Origin of the sequence: Paenibacillus suaedae, from assembly GCF_032337355.1 — a bacterium.
GTDB lineage: Bacteria > Bacillota > Bacilli > Paenibacillales > Paenibacillaceae > Paenibacillus_B > Paenibacillus_B suaedae.
The window spans coordinates 218,343-235,795 of the sequence record NZ_JAVYAA010000002.1 but is presented as its reverse complement, the minus strand read 5'-3'; the positions used below and the strand labels follow the sequence as shown (position 1 = coordinate 235,795).

The following is a 17,453-nucleotide window of genomic DNA, read 5'->3' as shown; positions in this document are numbered from 1 at the left end:
CTGTTTACAAGTCGTTGGTGAGAAAAGCATATTGGGGATGATCGCTAATCCAAAATTGGTGGTACCACGATGTTATTGCGAAGAGCATTTTTCAAGTCCAAAAAAGCAGTACAGCGCAAACTAGGGGGCTCGCAGGGCGGTTATTCACTGGAATCGGAGCAAACCAAAGCAACATTCCTTGCAAGTAGTTGGGAGAAGGCCTTGGTTTTTATGCATCCCGATTGACTATCTGGATGAATGAGTCAAGCAGGCAGGTGCGCCTATATCTTTTCTACAAATACATTAGCATGTAAGGACGGTAAAAATGATCAACAGACAAACTAAAACAGACGTTATCTTAATTGGTGCCGGAATTATGAGCGCGACTTTGGGGACAATGCTGAAAGAATTAGCACCGGATTGGGAAATTACAGTTTTTGAAAAACTCGCTAACGCAGGAGAAGAAAGCTCTAACGAATGGAATAATGCAGGAACAGGGCATGCTGCGCTATGTGAGCTTAACTACACCGTCGAGAAGAAGGACGGAACCATAGATATTAGCAAGGCGATTAAGATTAATGAACAATTCCAGCTTTCAAAGCAATTCTGGGCTTATCTCGTAAGCAGCAAATTAATCCGTAATCCGCAGGATTTTATTATGCCCTTGCCTCATATGAGCTTAGTCCAAGGGGAAAGCAATGTCGCCTTTTTAAGAAATCGTTTTGAAGCGCTATCAAATAATCCGCTGTTTCAAGGTATGGAATTCTCCGATGATACGGCCAAACTATCGGAATGGATTCCGCTTATTATGAAAGGCAGAACGACGAATGAGCCGATGGCAGCTACCAAAATTGACACCGGAACGGATGTTAACTTTGGCGCTTTAACGCGCATACTGCTTGACCATCTGAAGAGCAAAAACGTTGCGATTCAATACAAGCATAGTGTGGATGATCTGAAGCGGACGAAGGATGGCTTATGGGAGCTGAAGGTTCGGAATATGCAAAGCGGTACCGTTGAACGCCATTCGGCAAAGTTTGTCTTTATCGGCGGCGGGGGTGGCAGTCTTCATTTGCTGCAAAAATCAGGAATTCCTGAAGGCAAAGGTATCGGTGGCTTCCCGGTAAGTGGATTGTTCATGGTATGCAATAATCCGGAAATAGTAGAGCAGCATCATGCCAAGGTATACGGGAAGGCTCCTGTTGGCGCTCCGCCAATGTCTGTCCCGCATCTGGATACTAGATATATTGATAACAAGAAGACATTGCTGTTCGGACCGTTTGCTGGCTTCTCGCCAAAGTTCCTGAAGACGGGCTCCATGTTCGATTTGATTACATCGGTGAAGCCGCATAATCTCTTTACGATGCTAGCAGCTGGAGCGAAGAACGTCCCATTGACAAGATACCTTATTCAACAAGTGATGTTATCCAAAGAAAAGCGCATGAAGGATTTGCGAGATTTTGTCCCGGACGCGAAGAGCGCGGATTGGGATTTGGTCGTGGCAGGTCAGCGTGTGCAAGTCATTAAAGATACGTCACATGGCGGCAAAGGTACACTTCAGTTCGGCACAGAAGTAATTAGTGCTGCTGATGGTTCGATTGCTGCCTTGCTTGGTGCATCTCCAGGTGCTTCAACAGCCGTTCATGTCATGCTGCAGGTCATTAAGCAATGCTTCCCGCAATATGTGAAGGAGTGGGAACCAAAGATCAAGCAAATGATACCATCCTATGGTGTATCACTTGCGGAAAACCCGGAGCTATTTAAAGAAATTCATGCGTCAACTGAACGTACGCTTGCTCTTAACAGTGAGCTTCAGCCAGTGGTGTAGACGATAAACATAATGAAGAGGCCTTAGTCCTGAGATTTACAGGATCAAGGCCTTTTTAGTAATCAAATATATCAGCTTATATGCCCATTTGTTCTGGGCGATGAGTTATGAATTTGTTGTCTCGAAAGACGCTGCCGCAGCTGCAAGATAATAAGCCAATCCAGTCTGCTGACTCTCGAGCATATTAAGATGAAAATCATCACTAAGAAAAAATTGAGTCTGTGCGGCAAATTCTTTAGCAGACGTATTGTGCCCACGGTTATTCATAAACGCTAGATGGTATCGAATAAGACTGACTATTTTCTCATCGTTATGCTTAATTCCATCTCGTAAGGAATTAGCCATTTTGTTCATGAATGTCATGGCTTCAACTGCTTGTTCATTGATATTCTGAACTTCCTCAGGAGCAACCTCCAGAGAATCCATCCCGTACGAAGCCTTCAAATACTCATTTTGTTCAATCAGCGCTTTGTTCCACTCTTCTTCGCTTGCAAACCCTATGAACATTTCTTTGTTATCCATAGATTCACCATCCTTACTACACTCAATGGATTTACGTAATGTTTGAACAATGGTGTCCAACCTGTCTTTACGATGGAGGAGCAGCTCCTCCTGCTGGGCAAGAATAGATAGTCGATCTGAATGATGTTCCATCATTTCCTTGATTTGATCTAAGGAAAAATCTAATTCTCTGTAAAATAGAATCTCTTGCAGACGTTCAAGCTCTTTCGTTCCATATAACCGATATCCAGCTTCGCTTCGCTTGCTTGGCAAGAGGAGACCAATTTTGTGATAATGATGAAGCGTTTTGATTGTAATATTGGACATCTCGGATACTTCTTTTACGGTGTACAAACGATTGCTTCCTCCCTTCCTTATGTAGTGTAAGGCCTTCCCTAAGAGGAGAGTCAAGACGATTAGCTAGTGTTTGTTTTTTCGCAGGATTTCTAATAATGATTCCGTTTCCGTTCTTCCGAAGCGAAGGTGAAAGGGAAGCAAAAACGTCAAATTCCCTCAGATGTAAGCAAATATCTTTTGTCATAACACAATTGAATGTATAATCGTGGAAGGTGTTGTGGCTGCAGCATCTCGGCCTAAGATCTGCTTATCATGTACAATTAACAGCTAGCAATAGGAGAGGGGACAACCACTATGACCGCGTCCAATAAAACGCTAAGAACATGTAAACAGGGACATCAATATTATAAAAGCACAGATTGTCCAACTTGTCCGGTTTGTGAGCAAGCGCGCAAGCCGCAGGAGGGGTTTCTAGCGATTCTCTCAGCACCAGCTAGACGTGCGTTGGAGCACAATGGAATAACCACGTTGGAGGAACTGGCTAAGCACACCGAAAAAGAGATTATGAAATTTCACGGAATGGGCCCAGCGTCATTGCCTAAGCTTAGAAATGCATTGCAGGAAGCGGGCTTGTCATTCAAATCATAAACAATCGAACAGCAGAATGATCCTGATTATACTTCAAGTTGAAAGTTGAGGAGAATGTGGATGTCGCTGTGGGCTCAGATTTTACTATACGGAGTAGTAGGAGCAGTGCTGTACTGCGGATTTTATGTTTGGACGCCTAAGCTAGTGAACAGGGGCGCCTCCCTTTTGTTTTCGTTCTGGTTCTTTTTATGGGCACCTGTCATCATGCTGTTGCCGGTAAGTATTTTGCTTTATTGGTTAGATGGCGGCGTTCTGTCTCTAGCATCCTTCATAGAGCGATTCCGCTTAACGCCCATTGATAGCCAGGACTGGCTGTGGGTCATTGGAGCCGTTGTTTTTACTATTTTATTTGATCAGTTATTAGAACCGGTAGGTAAATATTTCGCACGCAAACGCCTTTTTGCTCCACCTCCATACCTTCCGGCGCCTTTCAATCCGCTCAAGAAGTATTCCATACCGCCTACTGAATTTTTTCATACACCGCTGCGTCGAAATGGGAAGCTGCTTGCTTGGTTCATTCCGCTGCATTTGATTGCTATGTTCAGCGAAGAGCTAATGTGGAGAGGGTATATGCTTCCCTTGCAAATCGATCTATTCGGTTCATACGCTTGGGTCGTTAACGGATTGCTGTGGGCTTGGTTGATACATGCATGCTTAAAATGGCATTTTATCGGAATGCTTCCGGGCATGCTCATTGCACCATGGATTGCACAGTATACGGGTTCGACATGGGCTTCGTTCGCTGCACATGCAATTGGCAATGCGCCACTCTGGGTCTTGCTATGGATTGGCGTTATGCATACGCCGACTACGAAGGTGGATGAAGGCTGCTAAAGGAGAAACTTCATCTGCACAGCAGTCCAGCAGCTCAGATGCTTCAGTGTAGCAATATCGAAGTGCCGCTCCCATCGCATTCACGTAGACAAGAGAAAGTGGGTTCAATCCTGCATTCGAAGATATAACGGGAACTATGTATGGTGTGGAGAGTGTGCACATGGTTAGTAACGAAGGAGCAACAGCCTCCACTTCTGGAAGACGGTTGCTCCTCCTTCCAATGTTATCGAATTAGACTGCACTACATCCGGATTTATTGCAGCGCTTTAATCGCATATTCCAACTCCACATCTATACTATCAACATACTTGGCCTTAAACGTTTCTCTTGTTAGCGGAATTTGAATATCTGGGGTAACGCCTCCTTTTCCGCTAAAGTCGCTGTCGACTTGAATCTCATGGTTGCGGTTCAATGATCTGCCATCTGGCAATTGTACGACATATCCCTCTGGCAGCTGAATGGTAATCGGAGCTGTGTATAGACCAAATGAGCCATTGGTAGGCGTAAATCCAATGATTTTGACATTGGGCAGTCCTTTCAAGGCTAATGGAATTCCTTCTCCAGAGCTGACCGTTTGACTGTTGATTAAGATGGCGATTTTCCCGTTGAACGATGGTTCTGTTGGCGTGAGCGTTCTAGTTTCATTATGATTCAACTCGAATTTGTGGGTATACCTGTTATAATAGCTCGTAATTTCGTAAAAGCGTTCCTCCTGTACAAAATGCCGGGCTATATCCGCTACTAATTGGTCTTCACCTCCTCGATTATCTCGAACATCAATGATCAATCCTTTCATTTGATGATCCAGATATGCCTGCAACTTGCTGGTCAATATTTCTTCCGGACTTGTAGAGAAGAGATCTTTCTGAAATGAATTAATCTTCAAATAGCCGTATCCGCTGCTTAATAATTGACCTTCGATGATGTCCTGTCCAGCATTGTCCCTTTGTAAAGTTAGGAAGTTGTCGTCATATGCCTGAAGTGTAACCTTTTGGGTTTTCGTTTCGTTTAGATTGATAAAGGCGACTTGCACCTCTTTGCCAATTGGGGCTCGTGTCATAAGCAGACCTTGATGATGCATCTTCGCTTGTTCTGTAGCCAACGAGGTGACTATAAAACCTGAGTTGTTGTAGGCTTCTTGCGCATCACGGCCATCCCAAGTCACAATCTCTGCACCGACTTTGATTCCTATCTGTTCAGCAGGACTATCCTTAATGACCTTGTTTACGAATATCGTACCATCATCCAGACGGATCGCGGTTATGCCGAATCCGCCTCCAATTTCAGCCTTAAGCTCTGCCTTATTTTCTTTAAGACCGACATGACCATCGGGAATGGAGCTGACGTATTCCTTCAAGGTCTGGTAATAGAGCGCTTTATCCTGATTTTTCTCAGCTTTTTGGAAGATAGGCTCGAACTTACTTCTTAGCGCATCCCAATTGATTTTTTTCCAATCACTGAACGGGTATTCCACTGACAGTCGCTCATTCATTTTTACAAATGCTTGGGAGTAGCTCAGGCTGCTTAAGTCGCTTACCGGATTGTACCTCAATTGCCCTGCGAACATCAGTGCAGCTACAAAGGGGATCACCCCGACGATACAAACTATAATCCGCCATATTCGATACTTAGGAACAAGGATGCGTCGAGAAGGCTTGAATATCTTTTTGATGGTGCAGATGAATACGAGGAATGTCCAAGAATAGATGAGCAAGGATAGATCTGAAGTATCCCCATCTAAAATGCTTATAACTGCTCCAAGAAGGGTGATACTCGGCACAAAGTCTAACCACCTGTAATATTTCTGAATCGGCACAGCATACCAGATCAGAACAAATAAATTCAAAGCGCTAAGGATTAAATCCCAGACCGTAAACCACTTGATGGAATCAATCGTGCCGTAAAAGCTCATGAAAGAGCACCTCTCCCCATAAAATCAGTTTCTATATAATGCCATTCAGAAGCTGCTTGAACGATACATAAATTGTTCCTAAATTTTCGCACGCTCGTGAATACTGCTCTACAGTGTGTCTGGTCTAAACAGCAATCTTATTTTGAAATGAGCTGATACTTATGCATAAAGGAATCTTTACATTACTGCTTTTATTAATGTTGTTAGGCATTACCGGTTGTGGAAGTAAATCCATAGTTTCTATAGAGCTAGAGTGTCAAGGGTTGGAACGAGTGGAGAAGTGCAGCAATTATAGCAGTAGTAATGAGCAGATCATGAAGAAGTTCGAAAGGGCAACCGATACAGCGACGAAATTGCCAGGCGCATTAGATTACGCAGCAGAATATCGCATGACCATTACTTATTCTGACCATACGATTGCTAAGTACGATTTATCATTAGGTGCAGAGAGAGGAAAGAAAGGCTTACTAGTCGACCTGAATCATTCTGAAGTAGGATACGAAATAGGAAAAACCTATGCCAATCAACTGCGGGAAGTTATCAACAAATCGGGGAAGAGCGAGTAGAAGAAATACGACTGCTTGAACGTACCCATGTAGAATTTCGAATCTGATAAAAATAAAGGGGTGAATACGATGCCCAACTCATCTATGATCTCATTTATCGTTCTTTTTATAGTGCTGCTTAAGTCGGTACTCAGCAGATTGATTATCGGGCCCGAAAAAACGGAGATTCGTGAAGAAGGCAAGAAACTACAATGGTGGGGCTTGATCATAGTAGCGATTATCTATTTAGGTGTATTCTTCTTCTATTATGATTACATCTATTCCAAGACCATCGTATTGAAGATGTTTTGGATATCATTTTTGACGATTACAGGAGCGTTCAATTTTTTTATCGAATGGAAGTATTCCAGCAATCGAAAACAGTGTATCGTAACCGCGATCATTATACCACTAGCAGCATTACTGGTTGCCGTTGTTATTTATGAACCTTGATTTCGTACAGACGGCTTCATTTTGGTTTGTGCTTCACCATTTGTAGCCGAAGATGTTGATTATACCGTGCAAGAGTTGTTTGTATTGAAAAGATATCGGGGTACGAACATTGCATCGATCACAGTAGAGAAGGTGCTTGGGCAGCTTTCTGGGAAGATTTCCATCTGTCAGTTAGCAGCAAACCAACGAGCGGTAGGCTTTTGGAAGAAGTATTATCGGGAACATCATATTGATTACGTTGAAACTCAAGAGCGTATCCCGGTAGATGGACTTGAAGGATTGCGAGAAATTATTTCTCAATCCTTTGAAATCCAGCGCACATGTTGAGTCCATATATGATAGATCTCTAGGTACGATGCTTGCTACCCTCAGGCAAATCCAAAGCATGTATCGGGAATAAGACTTGTTCGATTAATTCCTTAATCATTCGATGTATAAGCCACCCTCACGATACCCAACATTCTCCTATTTATTTAGAAAACTTTAGGTGTTACACTAATTTGTCGATAGCGTAACGGATATTCATTATGTCTATTCTTATCAAGAGTAGCTCAAGGTAACAAAATACAGTCATCAGAGGGAATGATCATCATGAAGAAACGTGCTGTAAGCTTACTTATTTTTATTTTTTTCCTAAGTTTGGCCCTTCCAGGACAAGCTTCGATGGAAGCGGTTAGCCAAGAACCGATTATTAAAGATGGAAATCTCGAAAAATCGATTCGTTCATGGATAGGTAAAAAAGACGATGACCCACTTACCAAAACGGATTTAGAATCTCTCACCGTTGTATCTTTGTCAGGTAAAGGAATTAAAGATCTGCAGGGATTGGAGTATGCCGTCAATATCACAGATCTCGATTTAGACATTAATGAAATTACTGATCTTGCACCGCTAAAGAAACTCTCAAAGATCCATACTCTCAGTCTCAAAGCCAATCAAATCTCATCGATTGAGGAATTGTCAGCTATGAAGGAGCTGAAATATCTAGAAATAAGTTGGAATCGGGTCTCATCGTTAGATGTAGTGAAACAATTGCCTCGTCTAATTGAGTTGGGCGCCAGCCACAATCAAATTTCGAATGTTCCAGCACTCTCTAGTGCCGCAGAATTAGCGTATTTGAAAATGGACGACAATGCGATAGAAGACATAGCTCCTCTCGGAGATATGAAAAAATTGACATATCTTAATGTATCTAACAATAAAATTAAGGATTTCTCGCCGCTACGAATGATGTCCAAAAGTCTTACATATCTGGGGATTGATGGACACCAGGTAACTGATCTTAAGCTGCTAGAAGGATTCAACAATCTCGAAGGTCTCTCTGCTAACAACAATAACATCGAGAGTCTTGCTCCTTTAGCAAAATTAACTAACTTGTCTACTTTGGATCTTTCTTCTAACAAGATTAAAGATATAGAACCATTAAACCATTTGAACAAGTTGGATTCCCTCTACTTGAATAACAACCGAGTGTGGAATTTGGAACCGTTAAGAAATTTGAAAGCCCTAAAAATCCTACATTTGAACAACAACCGGGTGTGGGATTTGGAGCCGATTCAAAATAATAGTTATGATTTTCATTGGGATACGGGGGCAGAACGATACGGACTGCAGTTGAAAGATAACTACTTGGACTTAAGCCAAGGCACCCAAACCTATAAAATATTTAAAAAATTAAATGCGGATAACTATGGTATTAAGTCTCAGCGTAAGACTCAACGCTTGGTGATCGGCAGCAAGGCAGCCTATGTGGGCGACAGTATCTACAATCTAACAGCAGCGCCATTCATTCAGACAGGCCGTACCTACGTACCTATCCGTTTCATTTCCGAGAAACTTGGGGCAAATGTAAGTTGGAACCAGAGTACGAAGGAGGTAACGATTCAAAAAGACAGCAAAACGATTCGTTGGGTTGTGGGGAATAGGCAAGTTAAGATAAACCAGCGAACTGTGATGTCCGACGCTCCTTTACTACTGAGAAATAACAGCACGTTTGTTCCAGTTCGCTTTGTGTCGGAGCAGCTTAATACTTCGGTTGAATATTTAGGCAGCAAAAAAATGGTCATCATATTCCCAGAATAAGACCGCATAACAGAACTCAATTTTGGACGCATCTAAGGACAACTGGATTGCGTCCTGTTTCTTTACTTGCTGTTACAGACAGCGCGGAGAATATGGCGGAGACATTTTTTGAAAAAATCGAGTTAATCGACAAACGTTAAGAAAGTCCATCCTTAAGCAGGATGGACTCTAATGTCCCTTAGTTTTTACCATTCTTTTGGCTCATAATTTAAGTCTCTAAATAATTGAGATAGCTCCTTCTTTGATAAATCTCTCCATTGTCCAACAGGAAGGTTGGCTAAATGAATATTCATGATTCGGATTCTTTGCAATCGGCGAACGCTGTATCCTAATGCAGTGCACATGCGGCGAATTTGACGATTAAGCCCCTGTGTCAAAATGATTTGAAAATCAAATCTTGATAATTGAACTACTTTACAAGGCAGTGTTGTTGTACCTAATATTCTGACACCCTCTGACATCTTCTTCAAGAATTCAGGAGTAATTGGCTTGTCTACTGCAACGATATATTCCTTTTCGTGCTTATTTTCAGCACGCAGAATTTCGTTAACAATGTCGCCATCGTTTGTAAGTAGAATTAGGCCCTCTGAATCTTTATCCAGGCGTCCAATATGAAATATTCGTAATGGATGGTTGACGAAATCAACAATATTCCCCTTTACACCTTTTTCTGTTGTACTAGTGATGCCTACAGGTTTATTTAAGGCAATATAGACATTATGCTTTGCTTCTCGGTTTTGGATTGGATTGCCATCTACTCGAACGTCATCCCCAGCTTCAACTTGGCTTCCTATAGTTGCAAGTTTACCATTAATAGTAACTCTTCCATCGGTAATTAATTTATCGGCACCTCGTCTAGATGCTTTTCCAGATTCACTTATATATTTATTAATACGCATGCTGACACATCCTTAATGAGAGGATTATTTAATTAGATACTAACTATACTTTATTTTAAGGATGAATCACATACTATTATTCAGATATAATGGATAAAAATTTGTTCCAAAAGTATCCATCCTTTTATTTACATAGAAGCTATTCACCCGTATATCCAACGGTAGATATTGTTGTTTCAGCGGATGGACATAAATTAGAATTAGATTCGATAACGCTGACATTTTATCAAGCACCTGGTCATACGAATGATGGTTTATTTACAGTGATCGAACCATATGGTCTATTTTGTTCTGGAGATTACCTGTCAGATGTTGAGTTTCCGTTCATCTTTAGCAGTTATGAAGACTATGTACATACGATCAATAAAGCAGAAAATATTTTGCAAAATCATCAAATAACGACTCACATACCTGGACACGGATCGACAACACAGAATCAAGAGGAAATTCAAAAAAGGATAAACAGTTCAAAATATTACTTAAAACAGCTTCTTCATGATAACGGAGAGTTAGAAAAATACTTAAGCAGGGAGTATCCATTTTTTGAAGGAATGAAAAGCATTCATGCTGACAATAAAGAGATGGTCAAGGTGACTTCCCCTCCTTCAAGCGGCTAAATGTCTGCATGAACTGCTCCTTCGTAATCGATACGGTCGATCCAATTTGGTTAAATACAGCATGCGATTGGCGGATTGGAGCGTTTTGCTTCGCCCCGCTAGATGAGGGGATTGGATGCAACAACGTCGTATATCTAGAGAGACATTTGTTAATACCAGTCTATGTGAACACCATTTAATAAACCAGCAAATTTGCCAGTCGAAATTTTCCCTTGAATCATCATTTTTGGCATTATATTTGATAAGAGAATTAGGAAACCAAAGAAAGAGAAATGAGGGATCGAAGTGTCGTATATCGTTGATTTTAAAAATGTGTCTACGGTTGGTTTAGAATCTTCACCTGTAGCAGAAACACTTGCTGGTTTACGTGCTAACGAAGCCCGTTACTTCATGAATAAATACAAACATGAATTTACGGTTGTACCAGCTAGCGAAAGTCAGGAGAACCTTGATTACGTGAACCGAATCTTGAAAGAGGAACGTGATATTGAGTTTGCGGCCAAACCTTTAGAAACGTCGCACTTTCAAGTGGAAAATATTCAAATCACCTACGTTTTTTATGAGGATGGTCTTGGGCTCAATGTCATGTATACGGTGGATGACCCGAAGAAGCGAGCTGTTGGATTTAAGCTTTCTGAGGGGATGGAGGTACCAAAGGAGTTAGAGGGGAAGTTTAAGTTCGCCAGACAGAAATCAAAATTGGCGGGAACAATTCGAGGCTCGTATTTTGTGATTAAAGGAGAATATGAATATACATTGTGACAATATGCAGGCCATCCACACTGGATGGCCTTAAAATTTGCCGTTAAAGAAGCGCGATGAACTGTATTACAGGTAAGGCGAGAATGATGTTTTGAGGGATGTGAATGTTCAGCCTCAACAGCTAGTACGTGGGGTAAGTAACGTTTCATGATATCGAACATTTGTTCTTTTCTGGGAAAGGCTATGATGGTACAATACTCGTATGTGAAGCAGTAATTACATGATGAGGTGTGCGCAAATGAACGATTATATCGTGATCAAGAAGCATAGATCCAATTATCCCAATCCGCTGACGTTAATAAAGGGACAATCCGTCATTATGGGGGAAAAATATGAAGGGCCTGAAAATTGGGAGAACTGGATTTTCTGCACGACGCAATCAGAGGGGAACCAAAAAATCAGCGGATGGGTTCCGATGCAGCTCCTTGACACTAAGGGGACAGAAGCAATTGTCCTTGAGGACTATACCGCACGAGAATTGAATGTTGATGAAGGCGATCAGCTCGTGGGTTATAGGGAGCTGAATGGTTGGAGATGGTGCACTCACCGGATGAACACCGAAGAAGGATGGGTACCAGCGGGAAATCTACAACTTGCAGACGAATATTTTTTGTAAAGGGTGGTTGGCGCATTGAGTGACATTCATATTCTAGCAAGGACAGAAATAGAAAGACTTCTCGTTTTCATTGATTGTTTACAAGACGCCGATCATGAACATATTCGAATCGTGAACGGGTATCCTTGTGAAAGTGAAGTTGTTACCGCATTTCGAAAAGCGCTTGATGATATTGGATTTTTGGTTGTGTTTGATTGGAAAGCTTGGCTCGCGGAGCACGAAACCTATCAGGACATCAGGAACAATATCGATGAACAAATTAGGAACGCGGATATCGATACGCTTCGTAAACTTATGACCTGCTATATTCGTGGCGATCGATTCAATGAAGGAATGTTCGCAGCCGTTATTCAAAATGGGAATGTTTCGATAATTCTGCGTCGATTAAGAGAGTTATTTCCGGAGGAATAAAGAGCACTATTAGGTGTCTAGTTAACGAGTTATGACAGAAACGTGATAACTCGTTTTTTATATGCTTAAACATTATAACGTTATATTGACGTCGGTAACATGCGGTGCTACTATGAATTCAAACATTATAATGTTTCGCTTAGTCTTTATCCTTCCAATGTGAAATCAAGTTGTTAGATTGATAGATTGTTTACGCGAAGCGAGGTGAGCAGCATGAGCGAACGGATCGTCATAAGAGGCGTGAAGTATGTGGACGGTACAGAAATAGACATCGTAGTCGATGATGGAACTCTCTCCGCCATCACGGAAGCAGGCAAGGGTCAAGGTGGCCGGATATTGGATTACAGCGGAACGAATACATACGTGTCAAGCGGCTGGATTGATATGCACGTCCATGCCTTCGAGGAATTTGATCCTTATGGCGACGCTATTGATAAGATTGGTGTCGAGCAAGGCGTTGCGACCATCATTGATGCCGGAAGCTTGGGGGCAGAGCGAATAGGGGAACTGAAGGAGAAGGCGGAACAATCTGTCACGAATGTGCTGGCATTCCTTAATATCTCCAAAATTGGACTGAAGCGTATCGATGAATTGTCGGATATGTCTTGGATCGATGAATCAGCGGTGAAGGAAGCGGTAGAACAATATAAAGACTTCATTGTTGGCCTCAAAGCTCGGATTAGTCGAAGTGTTGTGCTGGACGGCGGCATTGAACCGCTTCGCAAGGCACGGCAGTTTTCCGAAGACAGGGGGCTCCCTGTTATGGTGCACATCGGGTCGGCACCTCCGGATATTGAAGAGATCGTTCCTTATTTGCAGCAGAAGGATATCATCACACATTATTTAAATGGTAAAGCAAACAACTTATTTGATGCGAAGGGAGAACCACTTCATGTGTTGAAGGAGGCGGTAGCACGTGGCGTCCATCTGGATGTTGGACACGGTACGGCGAGCTTCTCCTTCAAGGTAGCGGAAGCGGCTAAGTGTCATCACATTCCCGTGGATACAATCAGCTCGGACATTTATCGCGGCAACCGGCAGAACGGTCCTGTGTACAGCTTGGCGCATGTGCTGTCGAAGTTCTTGTACTTAGGGTATACGCTCGAAGAAGTGATCGATGGCGTAACGAAGCGTGCTGCGGAGTGGTTAGGCAAACCGGAGCTTGGTCGCATCCAAGTAGGAGATCGCGCGAACTTGACGCTGTTCGAAGTACGCAATGAGCCAATTGAACTCATCGATTCAGAAGGCGATGTCCGTATCGGGCATCAACATATCGTAACCAAGGGAGTGTTTGCAAATGGCGAGTACGTTGCATGTAAAGTACGGACTGAAGCGCGTCATTAATGCCAGCGGACGCATGAGTATTCTCGGTGTATCGGCTGTGTCCGATACAGTAATGGAAGCGATGAAGGTCGGCGGACAGAGCTATGTAGAAATTGCCGACCTCGTCGATAAAGCAGGCGATTACGTTGCAGCGCTCATCGATTCCGAAGCTGCCGTTATTGTCAACTCAGCCTCAAGCGGGATTGCACTGTCTGTTGCGGGAATCGTGACACAAGGCAATCGCCGCAAGAGCCTCCGCCTGCATCAAGATCCGATTGAGAAGAACGAGATCATTATGTTAAAAGGTCATAATGTCCAATACGGTGCACCTGTCGAGACGATGGTCTACTTAGGCGGCGGGAAACTCGTGGAGGTTGGGTATGCGAACGAAGGCAAGGCCGAGCATATCGAGGATGCCATTCATGAGCACACCGCGGCAATTCTCTATGTGAAATCCCACCATGCTGTGCAAAAAAACATGATATCCGTTGAGGAAGCATGGGAAGTAGCGCAGCGTAATGGGGTGCCGCTCATCGTCGATGCGGCTGCGGAAGAAGATTTGCACAAGTATGTGCAGGTATCTGACCTTGCGATCTATAGCGGCTCCAAAGCAATTGAAGGTCCAACGACAGGCATAGTGGCGGGCAAACGTCAAGCCATCGAATGGGTGAAGGAACAGCTTCACGGGATCGGGCGGAGCATGAAGGTAGGCAAAGAATCCGTGTTCGGACTGCTGCAGGCTTTGGACGAATATATGGTGAAGGAAGACAAGAGCGAACAGGAGAAGGCAGAGCTTGCCAAGCTTATGCCGCTGAATGAGCTCCAGGGTGTCACATGCACGATTGTACAGGATGAAGCGGGGCGTGCAATATACCGTGCTCGCATTCAGATCGATCCTGCTCTGGCCAGCACGACGGCGAAGGACGTTGTGAAGGGCTTGCAAGAAGGGGAGATCGCCATTTATACCCGTGACTACGGGGTTAGACAAGGATACTTCGATATCGATCCGCGTCCGCTTATGGGGGATGACATGGACGTCATTGAGTCACATATTCGCAAATTAGTGGGAGGGCCTACTCATGTCTAATATGGATAAACGTTTATACAAAGGACGCGCGGCGCTGAATGTGCTGGCAAACAGTGTGGAAAATGCAAAGGAAATTTTCGAGGCGGCAGAAGGTCATGTACTTGTTGGCGTCCTGTCCAAAAATTATCCGACGGTTGAGTCTGCTGTAGAAGCGATGAAGGAATATGGCGCAGTGATTGACGACGCAGTTTCAATCGGACTCGGAGCTGGCGACAATCGTCAGGCGGCTGTAGTGGCAGAGATTGCGAAGCATTATGGCGGCGGTCATATCAATCAAGTATTCCCTTCGGTTGGGGCAACACGCGCGAACTTGAATGGCAAGGATAGCTGGATTAACAGCTTGGTATCGCCGACTGGGCAGGTGGGATACGTTAATATCTCGACAGGCCCAGTTAGTGCGGATCAGGCAGACAAGGCCATTGTTCCTATTAAGAGTGCAATTGCGCTTGTACGCGACATGGGCGGGAATGCATTGAAATACTTCCCGATGAATGGGCTTGCTTGCGAAGAAGAGCTTCGGGCGGTTGCAAAGGCGTGCGGTGAAGAAGGGTTCGCACTAGAGCCGACTGGCGGCATTGATCTGGATAACTTTGAAGCGATCCTGCGCATTGCACTGGAAGCGAAGGTGCCAATTGTCATTCCACATGTGTACTCTTCAATCGTGGACAAAGCAACGGGCAACACGAAGGTAGAGGATATTCGCACTTTATACGCTGAGATGAAGAAATGGGTCGAGTATTATGCCTAATGTGCCTAAGCTGGGCATGAAGAAGGTAGCGGCCTTCGGCGAAGTGATGATGCGACTGACGGTGCCTGGCGTGGAGCGATTAAGCCAAGCAAGTCATCTGGATTACTCGTTTTCGGGTACAGGCGTCAACGTTAGCTCGCAGCTTGCTCGCTTCGGCCATGATGCCTATTTGATATCGCGGCTGCCAGACAATCCGCTTGGCGAAGCTGCGGAGGCATATCTGCGCAAGCTCGGGATAGGCACGGCATTTATTAGCCGTGGCGGCAAATATATCGGCATGTACTTTTTAGAACAAGGATTCGGTCCCCGTCCTGGGCGCGTAACTTATACAGATCGGCTTGGAAGCAGCTTCAATACGGCGCCCAATGATGTGTATCCATACAGTGGGATTGCTGACAGCATCGATGCGATTCACTTCTGCGGCATTGCACTCGCGATGAATGATGGTGTTCGCCAACATATGAAGGCATTAGCTGCCGCCGTTAAGGCTGCGGGAGGTACTGTCATCTTCGATTGCAACTATCGTCCTGCGCATTGGGGCGAAGAGGGCTATGTGAAGGCAAGAGCACATTATGAAGAGATGCTCAGGTTCGCGGACATCGTCATGATGAATGAGAAGGACGCGATGCTGACGCTCGGGATGGAGACGGAGAAGACGGAGCGGTGCGAACAGCTGGAGGAGTTGATTCCTCGAGTTGCGAAGCTGTATAATATTTCGGTCATAGCAGGTACTCACCGCGCTATTCACGAGAATCAGACGCATTCCTTGCAAGGCTTCATGTATAAGCAGGAATCCTTTACCTTCTCGGAACGATTAACGTTTGCGGTTCATGATCGGATCGGAGCGGGGGATGCCTATACATGCGGTATTTTGCACGGAGAATTCCAAGGCTTCGCTCCAGAGCAGACGGTAGAGTTCGCCGCTGCTTCCAGCATGCTTGCGCACACATTTGAGGGTGATACACCATTGGCCACGGAGCGTGAGGTGCTGCGAGCGATGGTGGAGTCTGGGATAGATGTAGAAAGGTAGGCAGTAACATTGAGATTGTCACGCAACAAACGTCCCTTGTACGTACAGGTAAGAAATATTTTGCGAGAGCGCATTTTGCACGGTGTATATCCGCTAGGGACATACATCCCTTCGGAACCGCAGCTTGAAGAAGAGTTCCAAGTTAGCAAAATTACAGTACGCAATGCAATTATTGAGCTTGTGCAGGAAGGGTATGTGGAGAAAGGAAGCGGCAAGGGAACCAAGGTCATTCGCAATACTTCCGTCTCGAAGCTGTCCAAATGGAAGCGGTTCACGGAAATCCTAGTCGAAGAAGGCCACAAAATTCAGAAAAGAGTCATTCGGGCCGAGGTCATACACAATGAAGCAGGAACGATTCCATTTCCATTGTTCGGGGGACATTGCCTGTGCATTGAACGGGTATATGATTTGAACGGAACGCCATATATTCACTATACCCATTATGTAAGGCTGCAGGAGGAAGGGCTCGATCTATCTGAATTGAGCGAGCAGTCGCTGTATGAATGGCTCGAAGATCAGCATATCGAGCTTGGAAAATATAAAGACGAGTTTGCTGTTGCGACTGCACCAGAGGCTGCGAGATCAATACTTGAAGTCAGTCACGAAATGCCGCTATTAAAGCGTTCCCGCTATTCTTATGACATTGACGGGGCGTTGATTGAATATAGCGAAGGGTATTATCATACGGAACTTCATAGCTATGTTGTCAATTATGATGGTTAAATCCATGCATGTTCGAATCAGATGTACGTAAATTCATAAAAGACAGAAGCCCGCTCTTCATGCAAATTTCAGTTCGATTGCATAGAGGAAGAGGGGCTTCTGTCTTGTTTTGTTTTAGGGGATTGTGCAGCAGTGGGTGAATTGTGAAAAATGATTGA

Annotated in this window: 20 protein-coding genes; 17 read left to right on the top strand and 3 right to left on the bottom strand. The window is 44.0% G+C overall.

What is annotated here, in order from left to right; translation table 11 throughout:
- Nucleotides 1-69: 69 nt before the first annotated feature.
- Both RQP50_RS08780 and RQP50_RS08775 read left to right on the top strand, forming a co-directional pair.
- The gene (locus tag RQP50_RS08780; RefSeq protein WP_155987265.1) at nucleotides 70-225 is read left to right on the top strand and encodes a hypothetical protein; all 156 of its coding nucleotides are present in this window, start codon (nucleotides 70-72) and stop codon (nucleotides 223-225) included.
- 79 nt (nucleotides 226-304) lie between these two features.
- Nucleotides 305-1,807: a malate:quinone oxidoreductase gene (locus RQP50_RS08775; RefSeq protein WP_315744862.1), complete on the top strand. Its 1,503-nt coding sequence runs from the start codon at nucleotides 305-307 to the stop codon at nucleotides 1,805-1,807.
- A 105-nt stretch (nucleotides 1,808-1,912) separates the two neighbouring features.
- Here RQP50_RS08775 and RQP50_RS08770 read toward each other — a convergent pair whose 3' ends face one another.
- Complete coding sequence (locus RQP50_RS08770) at nucleotides 1,913-2,662, bottom strand: MerR family transcriptional regulator (protein WP_315744860.1); 750 nt, start codon at nucleotides 2,660-2,662, stop codon at nucleotides 1,913-1,915.
- A 297-nt stretch (nucleotides 2,663-2,959) separates the two neighbouring features.
- Between RQP50_RS08770 and RQP50_RS08765 the strand changes: the two genes are divergently transcribed.
- Both RQP50_RS08765 and RQP50_RS08760 read left to right on the top strand, forming a co-directional pair.
- Nucleotides 2,960-3,253, top strand: a complete 294-nt coding sequence (locus RQP50_RS08765) for an RNA polymerase alpha subunit C-terminal domain-containing protein (protein ID WP_072730788.1) — start codon at nucleotides 2,960-2,962, stop codon at nucleotides 3,251-3,253.
- 60 nt (nucleotides 3,254-3,313) lie between these two features.
- Entirely contained in the window at nucleotides 3,314-4,087 is a 774-nt protein-coding gene (locus RQP50_RS08760) for a CPBP family intramembrane glutamic endopeptidase (RefSeq protein WP_315744858.1), read from the top strand.
- A 253-nt stretch (nucleotides 4,088-4,340) separates the two neighbouring features.
- On the opposite strand, the gene RQP50_RS08755 is transcribed toward RQP50_RS08760, so the two are convergent.
- The gene (locus RQP50_RS08755; RefSeq protein WP_315744856.1) at nucleotides 4,341-5,999 is read right to left on the bottom strand and encodes a S41 family peptidase; all 1,659 of its coding nucleotides are present in this window, start codon (nucleotides 5,997-5,999) and stop codon (nucleotides 4,341-4,343) included.
- Nucleotides 6,000-6,160: 161 nt separating this feature from the next.
- Here RQP50_RS08755 and RQP50_RS08750 point away from each other — a divergent pair, with 161 nt between their 5' ends.
- From RQP50_RS08750 to RQP50_RS08735, 4 genes are all read left to right on the top strand, one after another.
- Nucleotides 6,161-6,565, top strand: coding sequence for a hypothetical protein (locus tag RQP50_RS08750; protein ID WP_036591870.1), 405 nt, complete (start codon nucleotides 6,161-6,163; stop codon nucleotides 6,563-6,565).
- Nucleotides 6,566-6,634: 69 nt separating this feature from the next.
- Nucleotides 6,635-6,997 (top strand): DUF4181 domain-containing protein, encoded by a 363-nt coding sequence (locus RQP50_RS08745; RefSeq protein ID WP_072730791.1) that lies wholly within the window; start codon nucleotides 6,635-6,637, stop codon nucleotides 6,995-6,997.
- A gap of 84 nt (nucleotides 6,998-7,081) precedes the next feature.
- Nucleotides 7,082-7,324, top strand: coding sequence for a hypothetical protein (locus RQP50_RS08740; protein ID WP_315744852.1), 243 nt, complete (start codon nucleotides 7,082-7,084; stop codon nucleotides 7,322-7,324).
- 264 nt (nucleotides 7,325-7,588) lie between these two features.
- Complete coding sequence (locus RQP50_RS08735) at nucleotides 7,589-9,079, top strand: stalk domain-containing protein (RefSeq protein ID WP_315744850.1); 1,491 nt, start codon at nucleotides 7,589-7,591, stop codon at nucleotides 9,077-9,079.
- Nucleotides 9,080-9,264: 185 nt separating this feature from the next.
- Here RQP50_RS08735 and rluF read toward each other — a convergent pair whose 3' ends face one another.
- Nucleotides 9,265-9,978 carry a 23S rRNA pseudouridine(2604) synthase RluF gene (gene rluF, locus RQP50_RS08730; protein ID WP_315744848.1) on the bottom strand — a complete coding sequence of 238 codons (714 nt, stop codon included), beginning with the start codon at nucleotides 9,976-9,978 and terminating at the stop codon, nucleotides 9,265-9,267.
- An 89-nt stretch (nucleotides 9,979-10,067) separates the two neighbouring features.
- On the opposite strand from rluF, the gene RQP50_RS08725 reads away from it, so the two are divergent.
- The 9 genes from RQP50_RS08725 to RQP50_RS08685 all read left to right on the top strand — a co-directional run bounded on the left by RQP50_RS08725 (nucleotide 10,068) and on the right by RQP50_RS08685 (nucleotide 17,295).
- Nucleotides 10,068-10,595 (top strand): MBL fold metallo-hydrolase, encoded by a 528-nt coding sequence (locus tag RQP50_RS08725; protein ID WP_315744846.1) that lies wholly within the window; start codon nucleotides 10,068-10,070, stop codon nucleotides 10,593-10,595.
- 285 nt (nucleotides 10,596-10,880) lie between these two features.
- Entirely contained in the window at nucleotides 10,881-11,357 is a 477-nt protein-coding gene (locus RQP50_RS08720) for a hypothetical protein (protein ID WP_021252564.1), read from the top strand.
- A gap of 238 nt (nucleotides 11,358-11,595) precedes the next feature.
- The gene (locus RQP50_RS08715; RefSeq protein WP_315744842.1) at nucleotides 11,596-11,973 is read left to right on the top strand and encodes an SH3 domain-containing protein; all 378 of its coding nucleotides are present in this window, start codon (nucleotides 11,596-11,598) and stop codon (nucleotides 11,971-11,973) included.
- A 15-nt stretch (nucleotides 11,974-11,988) separates the two neighbouring features.
- Entirely contained in the window at nucleotides 11,989-12,384 is a 396-nt protein-coding gene (locus tag RQP50_RS08710; RefSeq protein ID WP_315744840.1) for a DUF6508 domain-containing protein, read from the top strand.
- A gap of 213 nt (nucleotides 12,385-12,597) precedes the next feature.
- Entirely contained in the window at nucleotides 12,598-13,728 is a 1,131-nt protein-coding gene (locus RQP50_RS08705) for an amidohydrolase/deacetylase family metallohydrolase (RefSeq protein WP_072730795.1), read from the top strand.
- The gene (locus RQP50_RS08700; RefSeq protein WP_072730796.1) at nucleotides 13,682-14,794 is read left to right on the top strand and encodes a DgaE family pyridoxal phosphate-dependent ammonia lyase; all 1,113 of its coding nucleotides are present in this window, start codon (nucleotides 13,682-13,684) and stop codon (nucleotides 14,792-14,794) included. Before RQP50_RS08705 ends, RQP50_RS08700 begins: the two co-directional genes overlap by 47 nt.
- The gene (dagF, locus tag RQP50_RS08695; protein WP_072730797.1) at nucleotides 14,787-15,542 is read left to right on the top strand and encodes a 2-dehydro-3-deoxy-phosphogluconate aldolase; all 756 of its coding nucleotides are present in this window, start codon (nucleotides 14,787-14,789) and stop codon (nucleotides 15,540-15,542) included. Before RQP50_RS08700 ends, dagF begins: the two co-directional genes overlap by 8 nt.
- A complete protein-coding gene (locus RQP50_RS08690; protein ID WP_315744835.1) occupies nucleotides 15,535-16,572 on the top strand; it encodes a sugar kinase in 1,038 nt (345 codons plus the stop codon). The genes dagF and RQP50_RS08690 overlap by 8 nt, the downstream gene beginning before the upstream one ends.
- Before the next feature lie 9 nt (nucleotides 16,573-16,581).
- Nucleotides 16,582-17,295 carry a GntR family transcriptional regulator gene (locus RQP50_RS08685; protein ID WP_065293309.1) on the top strand — a complete coding sequence of 238 codons (714 nt, stop codon included), beginning with the start codon at nucleotides 16,582-16,584 and terminating at the stop codon, nucleotides 17,293-17,295.
- The last annotated feature ends 158 nt before the right edge of the window (nucleotides 17,296-17,453 follow it).

What these genes read in the sequence shown, in the direction of transcription:
- RQP50_RS08760 (WP_315744858.1), top strand. Translation starts at nt 3,314, where the DNA reads ATGTCGCTGTGGGCTCAGATTTTACTATACGGAGTAGTAGGAGCAGTG.
- RQP50_RS08705 (WP_072730795.1), top strand. Translation starts at nt 12,598, where the DNA reads ATGAGCGAACGGATCGTCATAAGAGGCGTGAAGTATGTGGACGGTACA.
- rluF (WP_315744848.1), bottom strand. Translation starts at nt 9,978, where the DNA reads ATGCGTATTAATAAATATATAAGTGAATCTGGAAAAGCATCTAGACGA.
- RQP50_RS08750 (WP_036591870.1), top strand. Translation starts at nt 6,161, where the DNA reads ATGCATAAAGGAATCTTTACATTACTGCTTTTATTAATGTTGTTAGGC.
- RQP50_RS08725 (WP_315744846.1), top strand. Translation starts at nt 10,068, where the DNA reads ATGGATAAAAATTTGTTCCAAAAGTATCCATCCTTTTATTTACATAGA.
- RQP50_RS08715 (WP_315744842.1), top strand. Translation starts at nt 11,596, where the DNA reads ATGAACGATTATATCGTGATCAAGAAGCATAGATCCAATTATCCCAAT.
- RQP50_RS08700 (WP_072730796.1), top strand. Translation starts at nt 13,682, where the DNA reads ATGGCGAGTACGTTGCATGTAAAGTACGGACTGAAGCGCGTCATTAAT.
- RQP50_RS08745 (WP_072730791.1), top strand. Translation starts at nt 6,635, where the DNA reads ATGCCCAACTCATCTATGATCTCATTTATCGTTCTTTTTATAGTGCTG.
- RQP50_RS08780 (WP_155987265.1), top strand. Translation starts at nt 70, where the DNA reads ATGTTATTGCGAAGAGCATTTTTCAAGTCCAAAAAAGCAGTACAGCGC.
- dagF (WP_072730797.1), top strand. Translation starts at nt 14,787, where the DNA reads ATGTCTAATATGGATAAACGTTTATACAAAGGACGCGCGGCGCTGAAT.
- RQP50_RS08735 (WP_315744850.1), top strand. Translation starts at nt 7,589, where the DNA reads ATGAAGAAACGTGCTGTAAGCTTACTTATTTTTATTTTTTTCCTAAGT.
- RQP50_RS08765 (WP_072730788.1), top strand. Translation starts at nt 2,960, where the DNA reads ATGACCGCGTCCAATAAAACGCTAAGAACATGTAAACAGGGACATCAA.
- RQP50_RS08690 (WP_315744835.1), top strand. Translation starts at nt 15,535, where the DNA reads ATGCCTAATGTGCCTAAGCTGGGCATGAAGAAGGTAGCGGCCTTCGGC.
- RQP50_RS08755 (WP_315744856.1), bottom strand. Translation starts at nt 5,999, where the DNA reads ATGAGCTTTTACGGCACGATTGATTCCATCAAGTGGTTTACGGTCTGG.
- RQP50_RS08775 (WP_315744862.1), top strand. Translation starts at nt 305, where the DNA reads ATGATCAACAGACAAACTAAAACAGACGTTATCTTAATTGGTGCCGGA.